Origin of the sequence: [Pantoea] beijingensis, assembly GCF_022647505.1 — a bacterium.
Lineage (GTDB): Bacteria > Pseudomonadota > Gammaproteobacteria > Enterobacterales > Enterobacteriaceae > Erwinia > Erwinia beijingensis.
Genome location: NZ_CP071409.1, coordinates 2,763,243 through 2,777,292 on the forward strand (window position 1 = coordinate 2,763,243; position 14,050 = coordinate 2,777,292).

The 14,050-nt window shown below is 54.0% G+C and carries 12 protein-coding genes; 8 read left to right on the forward strand and 4 right to left on the reverse strand.

From position 1 onward, the window contains the following. Positions 1 to 26: 26 nt before the first annotated feature. From J1C60_RS12505 to J1C60_RS12520, 4 genes are all read right to left on the reverse strand, one after another. Entirely contained in the window at positions 27 to 770 is a 744-nt protein-coding gene (locus J1C60_RS12505; RefSeq protein WP_128178897.1) for a type 2 GTP cyclohydrolase I, read from the reverse strand. After that, on the reverse strand, positions 763 to 2,205 hold the full coding sequence (phrB, locus tag J1C60_RS12510; RefSeq protein ID WP_128178896.1) for a deoxyribodipyrimidine photo-lyase: 1,443 nt from the start codon (positions 2,203 to 2,205) through the stop codon (positions 763 to 765). Before phrB ends, J1C60_RS12505 begins: the two co-directional genes overlap by 8 nt. Positions 2,206 to 2,220: 15 nt before the next feature. Beyond that, entirely contained in the window at positions 2,221 to 3,177 is a 957-nt protein-coding gene (locus J1C60_RS12515; protein WP_128178895.1) for a YbgA family protein, read from the reverse strand. Between the two features lie 143 nt (positions 3,178 to 3,320). Further along, on the reverse strand, positions 3,321 to 3,521 hold the full coding sequence (locus J1C60_RS12520) for a YbfA family protein (protein ID WP_128178894.1): 201 nt from the start codon (positions 3,519 to 3,521) through the stop codon (positions 3,321 to 3,323). 329 nt (positions 3,522 to 3,850) lie between these two features. Between J1C60_RS12520 and kdpF the strand changes: the two genes are divergently transcribed. From kdpF to J1C60_RS12560, 8 genes are all read left to right on the forward strand, one after another. After that, the gene (gene kdpF / locus J1C60_RS12525) at positions 3,851 to 3,940 is read left to right on the forward strand and encodes a K(+)-transporting ATPase subunit F (RefSeq protein WP_164877302.1); all 90 of its coding nucleotides are present in this window, start codon (positions 3,851 to 3,853) and stop codon (positions 3,938 to 3,940) included. Then, on the forward strand, positions 3,940 to 5,625 hold the full coding sequence (gene kdpA, locus J1C60_RS12530; RefSeq protein WP_128178892.1) for a potassium-transporting ATPase subunit KdpA: 1,686 nt from the start codon (positions 3,940 to 3,942) through the stop codon (positions 5,623 to 5,625). Before kdpF ends, kdpA begins: the two co-directional genes overlap by 1 nt. A 13-nt stretch (positions 5,626 to 5,638) precedes the next feature. After that, on the forward strand, positions 5,639 to 7,687 hold the full coding sequence (kdpB, locus tag J1C60_RS12535) for a potassium-transporting ATPase subunit KdpB (RefSeq protein WP_128178891.1): 2,049 nt from the start codon (positions 5,639 to 5,641) through the stop codon (positions 7,685 to 7,687). 9 nt (positions 7,688 to 7,696) lie between these two features. Further along, the gene (gene kdpC / locus J1C60_RS12540) at positions 7,697 to 8,281 is read left to right on the forward strand and encodes a potassium-transporting ATPase subunit KdpC (protein ID WP_128178890.1); all 585 of its coding nucleotides are present in this window, start codon (positions 7,697 to 7,699) and stop codon (positions 8,279 to 8,281) included. Then, positions 8,278 to 10,947 carry a two-component system sensor histidine kinase KdpD gene (kdpD, locus tag J1C60_RS12545; protein WP_128178889.1) on the forward strand — a complete coding sequence of 890 codons (2,670 nt, stop codon included), beginning with the start codon at positions 8,278 to 8,280 and terminating at the stop codon, positions 10,945 to 10,947. The genes kdpC and kdpD overlap by 4 nt, the downstream gene beginning before the upstream one ends. After that, positions 10,944 to 11,621, forward strand: a complete 678-nt coding sequence (kdpE, locus tag J1C60_RS12550; RefSeq protein WP_128178888.1) for a two-component system response regulator KdpE — start codon at positions 10,944 to 10,946, stop codon at positions 11,619 to 11,621. Before kdpD ends, kdpE begins: the two co-directional genes overlap by 4 nt. Positions 11,622 to 12,810: 1,189 nt before the next feature. Beyond that, positions 12,811 to 13,335, forward strand: coding sequence for a fimbrial protein (locus J1C60_RS12555; protein ID WP_128178886.1), 525 nt, complete (start codon positions 12,811 to 12,813; stop codon positions 13,333 to 13,335). Positions 13,336 to 13,379: 44 nt separating this feature from the next. Next, positions 13,380 to 14,048 (forward strand): fimbrial biogenesis chaperone, encoded by a 669-nt coding sequence (locus J1C60_RS12560; RefSeq protein WP_128178885.1) that lies wholly within the window; start codon positions 13,380 to 13,382, stop codon positions 14,046 to 14,048. Positions 14,049 to 14,050 lie beyond the last annotated feature (2 nt).

Sequence of the window (14,050 nt, forward strand, 5' to 3'; positions counted from 1 at the left end):
TTACGTTCCGGTGCGGCGGTAGAGAATCAGGCGGGGTTATCAATATCAATAAAAGTCACATCAAAGTGGTAGCTTTCAGCCAGCCACTCACCCAGCGCTTTAATCCCTGCCCGCTCAGTCGCATGATGGCCCGCAGCAAAAAAATGCAGGCCGTTTTCACGGGCACTGTGAATGGTTTTTTCAGACACTTCTCCGGTAATAAAGGCGTCGACACCAAACTCAGCCGCGTCGTCAATAAATCCCTGACCGCCGCCGGTACACCAGGCAATGCGGCGGATCAATGCTGGCGCATTATCACCGCAGTGCAGCGGCGGACGGCCCAGCGCGGCGGTAATCCGTTGTGCCAGTAAATCACCCGTTAACGGATCTTTTAATTCACCCCATGGCACCAACGGAACTATCTCACCACGGGTATTCATATCGAGTAGTCGAGCCAACTGCGCATTGTTACCTAACTGAGGGTGGGCATCGAGGGGGAGATGCCAACCATACAGATTGATATCATTCGCCAGTAGCGCCCTGAGTCGGTTACGCTTCATGCCCTTAATCACCGGTGATTCATTTTTCCAGAAGTAACCGTGATGCACCATCACTGCATCCGCCTGCAGCCGTACCGCCTCATCCAGTAGCGCCTGACAGGCGGTCACGCCGGTGATAATTTTCTTCACCTCGGTGCGCCCTTCTACCTGAAGACCATTAGGCGCGTAGTCGTTAAAACTCGCGGTATTCAACTGCTGGTTAACGATATGTTCAAGTTCAGTATTACGCATTGCTGTTACCTGTCTCTTTTCGTGCCGCGTCAAACGCGCCCAGTGTTCTGTTACGTGCCTGTTTATGATCGACGATTGGCAGTGGATAATCGAGCTTCTGCTGATTTTTCTTTGCCCAGTCGTGGGGTTGATGGATCTCGGCATCCGGCACATGGCGCAACTCTGGTAGCCAGTAACGAATAAATTCACCCTGCTTATCGAAGCGTTCCCCCTGCGTGGTGGGATTGAAAATCCGAAAATAAGGTGCCGCATCCATTCCGCTGGACGCCGCCCACTGCCAGCCACCGTTATTGGCCGCCAGATCGCCATCAATCAGCTGCGACATAAAATAACGCTCGCCTTCACGCCAGTCGATCAGCAAGTCTTTAACCAGAAAGCTGGCGGTAATCATTCTTAATCGATTATGCATCCATCCCAGCGTATTAAGCTGACGCATCGCGGCATCAACAATCGGATAACCGGTTTTCCCCTGCTGCCATGCCAGTAATTGCTGAGGGTCGCTGCGCCAGACAACATGATTCGTCCAACTGATAAAAGGGTGAGATTTACATAAATGTGGCCATGCAACCAGCACATGGCGATAAAATTCTCGCCAAATCAGCTCATTTAGCCAGACAAAACAGCGTTCATCTTCCAGCCCGTTCGGGTGCTCACGCAGCAAACGATGCAGACATTGACGGGGAGAAAGTATTCCTGTTGCCAGATAGGCTGATAGCAGGCTGGTCCCCTGCTTCGCCGGAAAATCGCGATCCTGATGATAAGCAGTAACCGGTTGCTGGCAAAAAGCACGTAACCGTGCAATCGCTGCCGCCTCCCCGGGAGGAAAAAGCGCATCATCATAAGGGGCCAGCGGATAACCAAAGGGGGTCAATTCCGGCTGTTGTATGCGCGGCGCATTTTGTCTCGCCCGCGGCGCGGGTACGCATTCCGGCAATCCTTGCTGTAAACGTTTAACAAATGCGCGACTAAAGGGCGTAAAGACTTTATACATCTCGCGGTTGCCGGTGAGGACGCTGCCGGGCGGCAGCAAAACACTATCGTCAAATCCCTGACAGACAATACCCTGTTCCGACAGACTTTTTTCTGCCGCAGCATCGCGTTGTCGCTCGTTAATTTCATATTGGTAATTATAAAATACCCTATCGACATGCTGCTGCTGGCAAAACTGCCGTAGCTGCTCAACCGAAGCCGCAAAATCATCACAGGTCAGGGTATAAAGCGGAATACCGCGCCCGGCCAGATCGGCCTGCAGCAGCCGCAAATTATCATAGATAAATTGCGCCTGCCGCGGTGCCATCTCATGCTGTCGCCACTGTTCAGGGGTCGCCATAAACAGCACCATAACCTGCGCCTGTTCATCGCGGCAGGCGGCATACAGCGCCATATTGTCACTGACGCGCAGATCACTACGCAACCAAACCAAATTTGTGGTCATCGTACTCCCGCCATATCAGTGACCATAACGTAGCCTGAGCGCTTCAGGATAAGGTTCGAAATAGCGCTGTCGCGACAGATAGTCATCCGGGAACTCTTTCATGTAATGTTTCAGCAACGTAATAGGCGCCAGCAGCGGTTGTAGCCCTTGCCGATAGCGATCGATCAGTCCAGCTAATTCCTGGCGCTGTGGCGAACTTAGATGCTTGCGGAAATAGCCCTGGACGTGCATCAGCACATTGGTATGATTACGGCGTGTAGCCGGATGTGAGAGTAATGCCATCAGGTGGTTACGATAGGCGAAGGCATACTCTTCCAAAGAGTCCCAACTCTCCATCGCTGCCACAAAACGCCCCAATTCACGGTATTCCGCCTGCGAATGTGCCAGCAAGAGCAATTTATAACGACTATGGAATTCGATCAGCGCAAAGCGGCTGAGACCCGTTTTCCACATCTGGTTAAATTCATGCAGGGCATAGACCCGCTGAACAAAATTTTCACGGATAGCATCGTCATTCAGGCGGCCGTTCTCTTCGATCGGTAGCCAGGGCATTGCCGCCATCAGCTCGCGGGTAAAGATTCCCACGCCCTCTTTGCGATTGTCATTCGTGCCAGGTTGATAAATACGCACGCGTTCCATACCGCAACTGGGCGATTTAGCACAGACGAGATAGCCACACAGGTGCGCCAGTTGACCCACCTTCGCTACTGAGAAATCTCGCATGTGCTGTGTGACATCCTCACCGCCAGGCTTACTGAAACAGAGCGCAATCTCATTCTCTGCACGCGCAACCAGGCGTAGCGCAGGGCGAGGCGTAGGTAAACCTATCGCCATTTCCGGACAAATCGCCTCAAAATGAACATAAGGTGCCAGTTCATCGGTAGCAAAAAGATCGCGTTTATGCCCGCCATCAAAACGGACGCGCTCGCCCAGTAAACATGCGCTGATACCTAACGGAATTCTCTCACTCATACTTGTACAACCAAATTAACATTGTATAACTTAGAGTGTAGCTCAAAATACGCGTTAAGGTATAAGAAGAATGGTGTTATCAATCACTAACAGATAAAAAAAAACCGCCATCGGCGGTCGCTTCAATCTGGAGTATAACGCAATCAGTAAAAATCGCTTCCCGCCGCTTCGGATTGCGCTAACCAAACGGGCATAGTGCTGGTTTTGATCCAGACGCGATGCAAATAGCTATAGAAACGTGCGCGATCCGGGCGGAACAGCATGATAGGCAATGCCAGCGTTCCGATCGCAAGAACGGCGCTACGACGCATGAAAATCTTGTGCAATGAGTAGTGTTGAAACATAACCGAAGCCCTCCCGTGATTTACCGCCATGATGATCCACGACTGAATCTGCATCAGATCACAGAAAAATGAATATTGTATGTAATCTGTACACGATGATACGCCGCAGCCTGTCATTTTACTACTCATCTGACCAGGTTTTTGCGCATTTAAAAACCAGTATTGATTGTAACCGTAATTTAATTACATTTTTGTTAAAAAAAACTTATCGCATTAACAACTCACCCATTTTTACGCTTTTTTTATATCCGCCCCGCCGTTTTATACACCCTCTTTCCACGCGCCTCTTTACCCTTTACGCATCTGAATCATTTTGCTGGAGGTGTAATGTGAGCATTGAAATCATTACCGGTATTGCGCTGGTGGCCTTGCTAACGGGCTACCTGTGCTATGCCTTAATTTTTGCGGAGGCATTCTGATGGCCGCTTCCGCATGCCTGCTGCTTTTGAGTTTTCTCTTTGTGCTGCTGGTACTGGCGCATCCACTGGGAAAGGGCCTCACGACGCTTATAGACGGTGAGCCGCGACCTTTACGCGCGGCATTTGAAAAACGTCTGTGGCCACTGTGCGGCTGTCATGGCGGCGAGATGGGCTGGCTTCGTTATTTTTGGGCTATCATGGTGATTAACCTGCTGGGCATCGCTGTACTGTTCATGATATTGATGCTGCAGGATCGTCTGCCGCTTAATCCGCAGCATTTCCCTGCCCTGAGCTGGCACCTGGCGCTGAATACCGCCATTAGCTTTGTCACCAATACCGACTGGCAGGCCTACAGCGGTGAAAATACGCTGAGCTATTTCAGTCAGATGGTGGGACTAACGGTACAAAACTTTCTGTCCGCCGCCAGCGGTATCGCGGTGGCGTTTGCCTTAATCCGCGCTTTCTCACGGCAAACCCGCCATACCCTGGGTAACGCCTGGCAGGATTTGATTCGAATCACACTCTATCTGCTGCTCCCGCTCTCGCTGCTGCTGGCACTCTACTTTGTGAGTCAGGGCGTTATGCAAAACCTCAGCGAATATTCCGTATTTCATACCCTGCGCGGCGACCTGCAAACCTTGCCAATGGGGCCGGTCGCCTCTCAGGAAGCGATTAAACTGCTCGGCACCAACGGCGGGGGGTTTTTTGGCGCGAATTCCGCACATCCGTTTGAAAACCCCACCGCATTGACCAACCTGGTTCAGATGCTGGCTATTCTGCTGATCCCCGCCGCGCTCTGTTTCACTTTCGGTGAAGCGGTGCGCGATCGCCGTCAGGGACATGCCCTGCTGGCGACCATGACGTTGATGTTTGTGCTGGCGGCCAGTGTGGTGATCTGGGCGGAATACCAGGGGAATCCGCATCTGAGTGCATCAGGTGCCTCCGGCAACTGGAATATGGAAGGCAAAGAAACCCGCTTTGGTCTCCTCGGCTCGGCACTTTATGCGGTCGTCACTACCGCGGCATCCTGCGGCGCGGTCAATGCCATGCATGACTCCTTTACCGCACTCGGCGGCATGGTGCCCCTGTGGCTAATGCAGATTGGCGAGGTGGTCTTTGGCGGCGTAGGGTCAGGCCTGTACGGCATGATTCTGTTTGTGCTGCTGGCGGTTTTTATTGCCGGGCTGATGATTGGCCGCTCACCGGAATATCTCGGTAAAAAGATCGATATTCGGGAGATTAAGCTAACGGCGCTGGCCATTCTGGTCACCCCCACGCTGGTCTTACTCGGCACCGCGCTGGCCATCGCCACCGATGCGGGCCGTGCGGGAATACTCAATCCCGGCACACACGGTTTCAGTGAAGTCCTCTATGCCCTCTCCTCTGCCGCTAATAACAACGGCAGCGCGTTTGCCGGTCTGAGCGTAAATACGCCTTTTTACAATCTTCTGCTCTCCTTCGCCATGTTTGCTGGCCGTTTCGGCATTATTTTGCCGGTACTGGCGATCGCGGGGTCGCTGGTGGAGAAAAAAGCACAGCCCGCCGGGGCAGGCACGCTCCCCAGCCACGGAGGAGTGTTTATCGGTCTGCTGGCCGGCACGGTGCTGCTGGTTGCTGCCCTGACATTCGTTCCGGTGCTGGCCATCGGCCCGGTCGCCGAACATCTTCAATTATTGACGCACTGAGAGCGGAGCAATCATGTCTCATAAGCAACAGGTATTATTTGATGCGTCCATCATCCGTCAGGCGCTGATGGACGCCATGAAAAAATGCGATCCTCGCGTTCAGTGGCGTAATCCGGTGATGTTCGTGGTGTTCCTGGGTTCCATCCTCACCACGCTGCTGGCATTCGCGATGCTGGCGGGGATAACCCCGGGCGACAGCGGATTCACGGTGGCGATTAGCGTCTGGCTGTGGTTCACCGTGCTGTTCGCCAATTTCGCGGAAGCCATCGCCGAAGGACGCAGCAAAGCCCAGGCAAATTCGCTGAAGGGGATGAAAAAAAGCCATTTCGCCAACAAACTGATGCAGGCGAATCAGCATCATTCAGCCGTTAGCGTACCGGCTGAATCTTTACGTAAAGGCGATATCGTGCTGGCTGCCGCCGGAGACATGATCCCCTGTGATGGCGAAGTCATTGAAGGGGGCGCTTCGGTCGATGAGAGCGCCATTACCGGTGAGTCAGCCCCAGTGATACGTGAATCAGGCGGTGACTTTGCCTCGGTGACCGGCGGAACGCGTGTTTTGTCTGACTGGCTGGTGATTCAGTGCAGCGTCAATCCCGGAGAAACCTTTCTCGATCGGATGATTGCGATGGTCGAAGGGGCCAAACGACGTAAAACACCGAGTGAAATCTCGCTGACCATCCTGCTGGTGGCCTTAACGCTGGTGTTTTTATTCGCCACTGCCACGCTTTACCCGTTTACATTGTTCGCTGGCCACGCCATTAGCATTACCGTACTGGTCGCGCTGCTGGTGTGCCTGATTCCGACCACCATTGGCGGCCTGCTTTCTGCTATTGGCGTTGCCGGCATGAGCCGGATGCTGGCGGCAAACGTGATTGCCACCAGCGGCCGCGCCGTTGAAGCCGCCGGCGATATCAATGTCTTGCTGCTGGATAAAACCGGAACCATCACCCTGGGTAACCGTCAGGCATCGGCGTTTCTGCCCGCACCCGGTATTAGCGAACGGCAGTTGGCCGATGCCGCGCAGTTAGCATCCCTGGCGGATGAAACCCCGGAGGGACGCAGTATCGTGGTGCTGGCAAAACAGCGTTTTAACCTGCGCGAGCGGGATCTGCACGCCCTTAACGCCAGCTTTGTGCCCTTTTCAGCCCAGACGCGCATGAGCGGTGTGACGCTGCAAGACCGCGCTATCCGCAAAGGTGCGGTCGACGCAATCAAACGCCATGTTGAAGCCAACGGCGGCACCTTTCAGCCGGAAGTCATGCACCAGGTGGAACAGGTGGCGCGCGGTGGGGGAACGCCGCTGGTGGTTGCGGAAGGTAACCAGGCGCTGGGCGTGGTGGCGTTAAAAGATATCGTCAAAGGCGGCATCAAAGAGCGCTTTGCTGAACTCCGGGCTATGGGAATTAAAACGGTGATGATCACCGGCGATAATCCGCTAACCGCTGCGGCAATTGCGGCCGAAGCCGGCGTTGATGATTTTCTGTCAGAAGCGACGCCGGAGGCAAAGCTGGCGCTGATTCGCCAGTATCAGGCGGAAGGACGTTTAGTGGCCATGACCGGCGACGGGACTAACGATGCCCCCGCGCTTGCACAGGCTGATGTTGCCGTTGCGATGAACTCCGGCACGCAGGCGGCAAAAGAGGCAGGAAATATGGTGGATCTGGACTCTAACCCCACCAAGCTGATTGAAGTGGTACATATCGGTAAACAGATGTTGATGACGCGCGGCTCGCTGACAACCTTCAGTATTGCCAATGATGTGGCGAAATACTTTGCCATTATCCCCGCCGCTTTTGCCGGGGTCTGGCCGCAGCTAAACGCACTGAATATTATGCAGTTGCACTCTCCGGCTTCGGCCATCCTGTCCGCGGTGATTTTCAATGCGCTGATTATTATTTTTCTGATTCCGCTGGCGTTAAAAGGCGTTAGCTACCGTCCACTCAGCGCAGCTGCGCTGCTACGGCGCAACCTGTGGATTTATGGTGCTGGCGGTATCCTGGTGCCGTTTATCGGTATCAAATTCATTGATCTATTACTTACGCTGTTCACGCGGGTTTAAGGAGATATCATGGCGGTTTTACGTCCGGCTCTGTTTACTTTTATCGTACTGACGCTGATAACCGGCGCGGTCTATCCCCTGCTGGTCACTGGCATCGCGCAAACGCTTTTTCCACAGCAGGCGAACGGTTCTCTCCTTGTGATAGACGGACAATTACGTGGCTCACAGCTGATCGGACAACCCTTTAGCGCCGCAGGTGATTTCCAGGGCCGTCCGTCGGCCACTGCCGATGCACCTTACAATACGCTGGCCTCCGGCGGCAGTAACCTCGCGGCGAGTAATCCTGCACTGGATAACGCCGTAGCGGCACGGATTGCCGCGCTGCGCGCCGCTAACTCGCAGGCCAGTCAAACGGTCCCCGTGGAGCTGGTGACCGCATCGGGCAGCGGGCTCGATCCGGATCTTTCGCCGACGGCCGCGCTCTGGCAGGCACCGCGTATTGCCGATGCGAGGGGTATTCCACTGGCGGAGGTCAAACAGCTTATTCGCGACCATACCCACCAGCCGCTGCTGAAATTTACTGGCGAACCCACGGTAAATGTCCTTATGCTCAACCTGGCGCTGGATAACCTATCGACAGAGGACAATAAATGAACGAGGCGTTACACCGCCCTTCCCCCGAAAAACTCCTGCAGCAGATCGCTTCCCGCCCGCGCGGGAAGTTAAAAATATTCTTTGGTGCCAGCGCGGGCGTCGGAAAGACCTTTGCCATGCTGCAGGAGGGACGCCGTCTGCGCGAGCAGGGGCTGGATGTGCTGATCGGCGTGGTGGAAACGCACGGACGACGTGAAACCGCAGCCTTAGTGGATGGCCTGAGCACACTGCCAATGAAGCACTTAAGCCAGCACGGGCGGTATTATCCTGAATTCGATCTGGATGCCGCCCTTGCCCGCGCGCCCGCTATCATCCTGATCGATGAACTGGCGCACAGCAATATCCACGGCGCACGCCACCCCAAACGCTGGCAGGACGTTGATGAACTGCTGAATGCCGGAATCGATGTGCTGACCACGCTCAATGTTCAGCACCTGGAAAGTCTGAATGATGTGGTGGGCGGCATCACCGGAATACGCGTCAGTGAAACACTGCCCGACCCGATATTCGATCTGGCGGATGAAATCGTGCTGGTCGATCTGCCTCCTGACGATTTGCGCCAGCGTCTGGCCGAGGGCAAAGTCTATATCGCTGAACAGGCCGAACGCGCAATCGAACACTTTTTTCGCAAAGGTAATCTGATCGCGCTACGCGAACTGGCGCTGCGGCGAACCGCCGATCGCGTTGACAATCAAATGCAGGCCTGGCGCGATAATCGGGGCGAGGAGAAGGTCTGGCACGCCCGTGACGGTATTTTGCTGTGCATCGACGAAGCGCCGGGTAATGAGAAGCTGATCCGTACCGCTGCGCGGCTGGCCGCAAAGCTGAATGCGGAATGGCATGCCGTGTATGTCGAAACGCCACGGCTGCATAAACTGCCGGGCGAACAGCGTCAGCGTATTCTGCAAGCACTCAAGCTGGCACAGGCGTTAGGCGCGGAAACGGCCACGCTCTCGGATACACAGGCGGAAGTCTCGATCCTGCGCTACGCCCGCCAGCATAACCTCGGGAAAATGGTGATTGGCCGCCGGGAATCACAGCGCTGGAAACGGGATGGCTTTGCCAACCGGCTGGGTAAACTGGGGCCGGATCTCGACCTGATCATTATTGCCCGCGATGCGTTTTTATCACCCCGCACGGCACGCTCCGCTGCCGGTAAAAACCGCACGGAGCACTGGCATAAGAAACTGGAAGGCGGCGCGCTGGCGGTTGCGATTTGCGCAGCCCTGACGATGGGGGCGGTCTGGCTGTTCCCTGCCGTTGCAGACGCGAACCTGGTCATGCTCTATCTGCTGGGTGTGGTCATTGTGGCGCTGCTGTATGGCCGCGGCCCTGCGGTTTTCGCCTCTTTTATTAACGTACTGAGCTTTGACCTGTTTTGCATTGCGCCGCACGGCACCCTGGCGGTGTCCGATCTTGAATACCTGCTCACCTTCGCCATTATGCTGGCGGTCGGCCTCACTATCGGTAATCTTACCGCGGGGGTACGTTATCAGGCCCGGGTGGCGCGCTATCGTGAAGCGCGTGTGCATCAACTCTATGAGCTGTCAAAGGCACTCAGCGCAACCCGCACCGAACAGGATGTTATTGATGTCAGCCAGCACTTTATTAACCACAGTTTCCGTGCCGCCAGCCTGCTGCTGCTTCCGGATGAACAGGGGCAGTTGCCGCCGACCAGTCAGGCCGATGCGGCCATCGCGCGCTGGAGTTTCGATAACGGGCAACCGGCCGGCGCCGGCACCGCGACGCTGCCCGGCGTGCCCTACCAGATCCTGCCGCTCAAAGCCCGTGAAAGTATCCTGGGCGTGCTGATTATCGCCCCAGCTAACCTGCATCAGCATATGATCCCGGAGCAGCAACGGCTAATTGATACCTTTCTGGTGCTGATTGGCACCGCGCTGGAGCGGCTGGTGCTGACCCGCGCAGAAGAGCAGGCCCGCCTTTCCGCAGAACGGGAACAGCTGCGCAATGCGCTGCTGGCGGCGCTTTCACACGATCTGCGCACCCCGCTAACGGTACTGTTTGGCATGGCAGAGATCCTCACGCTGGATTTAGCCGCCGATAACTCGCCGCGCGCACCGCAGGCCAACCAAATTCGCCAGCACATTATTAATACCTCGCGGCTGGTGAACAATTTACTGGATATGGCACGTATTCAATCCGGCGGATTTGTCCTGCGAAAAAGCTGGCTCACGCTGGAGGAGATCATCGGCAGCGCGCTCAATACGCTGGATGCGCTGCCCGGTCATCATCCTGTTAGCGTCGACCTGCCCGATCCGTTAATGCTGGTACAGGTTGATGGAGCCTTAATTGAACGTCTGCTGATCAATCTGCTGGAAAATGCGATTAAATATGGCGGCAGCGATGCACAAATCGGTATCAGCGTACGTTCCATTGACGATAAGCTGGATATTGAGGTCTGGGACAGCGGCCCTGGTATTTTACCCGGCCAGGAACAGCGTATTTTTGATAAATTTACCCGGGGAAATAAAGAGTCAGCTATTCCCGGCGTAGGCTTAGGGCTGGCGATTTGCCAGGCTATCGCCACGCTACACGGCGGAGGAATGCTGGCAAAAAACAGGCCTTCCGGCGGTGCCGGTTTCCATCTGTTTTTACCCCTGGAAACCGCGCCACCCATGGATATTGAAGAGACTGAGGAAACGTGACAACCGTTCTGATAGTGGAAGATGAGAAAGAGATACGCCGCTTTGTACGCATTGCGCTGGAAGCCGAATCACTGCGTGTCTACGACTGCGAGACGCTACAGCGCGGCCTGATTGAAGCCGCGACGCGTAAGCCCGATTTAGTGATCCTTGATCTGGGCTTACCTGACGGTGATGGCCTCAGTTTTATTAAGGAAGTCCGCCAGTGGAGCGCAATGCCGATTGTGGTGCTTTCCGCACGCAGCGATGAACAGGATAAGATCGATGCGCTGGATGCCGGTGCAGATGACTTTTTGTCCAAACCGTTTGGTATCGGCGAACTGCTGGCTCGGGTGCGGGTGGCACTTCGCCGTCACACCAGTGCTTCTCAGGTTGCCAGCAGCGTTACCTTCGCTGATGTAACAGTCGATATTGCCGCACGTCACATTATCCGTGCCGGAGAAGCGATTCATCTGACACCGATTGAGTTCAGGCTGCTGGTCGTGCTGCTGAACAATACCGGAAAAGTGCTGACGCAGCGCCAGCTACTGACGCAGGTTTGGGGACCGAATGCGGTAGAACACAGTCACTATTTACGTATTTATATGGGACATCTGCGCCAGAAGCTGGAGAGCGATCCCACCCGCCCCAAACATCTGTTAACGGAAACGGGGATTGGCTATCGCTTTATGCCGTGATCGCCCACAACCTATGATGGACGATAGTGAAGCAAGGAACACGACATTCAATCTACACGGGACCAAGTCACCAGCGTCGATCATTCGATTTCCTGATTTCAGCAGACGAATTCTGTTTATTTCAGCGTCCGGAGATTTCCGGGCTGATACCATCATATTGTTCCTGCGCCTGAAAATGTTGTGTATTTTTATCCCCGCAGACTGAAATGCTCTATTGATCCGAATGTCGCCGGAGGTTCCTCCGCGCTGTGCAAGGTTTTCTGGTTGGTAATTTCCTGAAGGATCCGGTCACAGGTAGACTGAAAATAAAGTTGGCACTATGAAGAATCATATTCGCTAATATTCCCAATACCTGGCTACAGCTATCTCCGGGGCTGACTGATGTTGATAACTGAATGTCTTCAGCCATCAATGCCATGTAGCTCGATATATGTACCGGCTCGCAACCGAAACCCCACCGACTCACATCAAGCGATACTGGGCCCGCCTTTATTCTTCCCGACTCGCAATCCATTTCACCGGGCCCACAATCACTGCAAATCAGTATCGCCATGAACAAACCGATCCCAGCTTTTTATTGCGCAGTTCAGCAGGTTTCGCCTCAAGCTGCTCCCCTGATCCTACCCACGTAGTATGGGCACAGACCTCAGGGAGCTGTGCGGAGCAAACATATCGATAACGACGTGCTGTTCTGAATGCTTACCTGCACTACGTTGCCGGGGATGTCGATTTGGCTGCGGGCTCAGCCTTAAGAAATATCTTACGTATATTAATGATGTGATGTGGTGTGAATATGCTTGTCACTTGCCGATAAACCTTAGCTTTAATTATTAACTTACCTTATATTTAATACGCCATTTTCTTGGGAATTTTCTTAAAGGCATTATATAACTCGATATCAGAAAAATAACAGTAAACCAAAATCAAATTCTCATTAAAGTCGTATAAAAAGGTTAAAACCCTTTAAGTTACTATTTTTATTTTCTTTTTAAGATTTAAATATCGAAAATAAAAAAACCACAGAAGCAAGAATCAAATTTATATATTTATGTGAAAGTATATTTTAATAAAAATAAATTGAGATTAGTCTTGTGCCGCCTGGAGTCAGGGTGCAGCCCAGAGTGGGTAATAATTAAGTATTTCTTACCCACCGCGGGATTTTAAAGTTTCACTGTTTCAAGGAAAGACCATGAAAAAATTTACTCTTATTGCTACTGCAACACTTGCTGCGGTAAGCATCTGCGGAACCGCATCTGCCGCTGACGGTACAATTAACTTTACGGGCAGCATCAGGGACACGGCCTGCACAGTTGACACCGCATCAGCAAACCAGACCGTTAACCTGGGCAACATTGCCACGACGTCGTTCGGTTCTGCAGGATCTTCCGCCTCATCCGCCCGTTTTACCATCAACCTGACAGATTGCCCGGCTGCCATCACCTCGGCCAGCATTCGCTTTGACGGCCCGCTGGCCAGCGGTAACAGCAATCTGCTTGCGCTGAGTTCAGGTCAGACCGCAACCAATGTTGGCGTAGGCATATACGAGCAGAACAGTACAACCCTGATCCCTGTCGGCAGCCCCTCGGACGCAGTGACACTTTCCGCTACAGGAATCAACGCCATCAACTTCCTCGCCAAGTACGTTTCGACAGCAGCAGTTGTTGGTGCGGGCAGTGCGAATGCAGTGGCAACCTTTACCGTTGCGTATAACTAATCCTCTGAGCCGCTATCCGCGGCTCCTTTTTCAGGGAAAAACCTATGCTGCGTTTACTGCTGACACTGTGTCTGCTGACGGCCTCGCTGGCAGGCCGGGCCGGGGTTGAAATAGGGGGAACAAGGCTCATTTATGACGCAAACGCCAAACAGGCGACGCTGAGCGTCAATAATCCCGATGACAGGTCCTATCTGATTCAGTCATGGGTCGATAAGGATCCCGCTGCCGGTGACGGTGATAACACCTTCGTCACCACGCCACCACTTTTCCGCCTGGAACCGCATTCACAGAACTCGGTCAGGGTGGTTTACACGGGCCGGCCGCTGCCCGCAGACCGTGAGTCCATGCTCTGGTTAAGCATCAAGTCGGTCCCCAGCATCTCAAAGGATGAAACCAACCGGCTGCTCATTAGCGTGAAAAGCGTACTCAAACTTTTCTACCGGCCCGCGGGCTTGAGTGGCGAGCCGGCAACGGCTTATGAAAAGCTCACTTTTGTACGGCGCGGTGGGCAGGTTTACGTATCAAACCCAACGCCTTATTACGTCTCATTCTATGACCTCAGCATCGGCGGATTGCCGGTTAAATCGCTGCCCACGCTCAAACCACTGTCCGGGCAATCCCTTGACGTTCCTGCCGGGACCGCCGGTGCGGTCTCATGGCGCGCGATTAATGACTTCGGTGGTATCACAGACGTCAGAAAAGCAAAAATCTGACT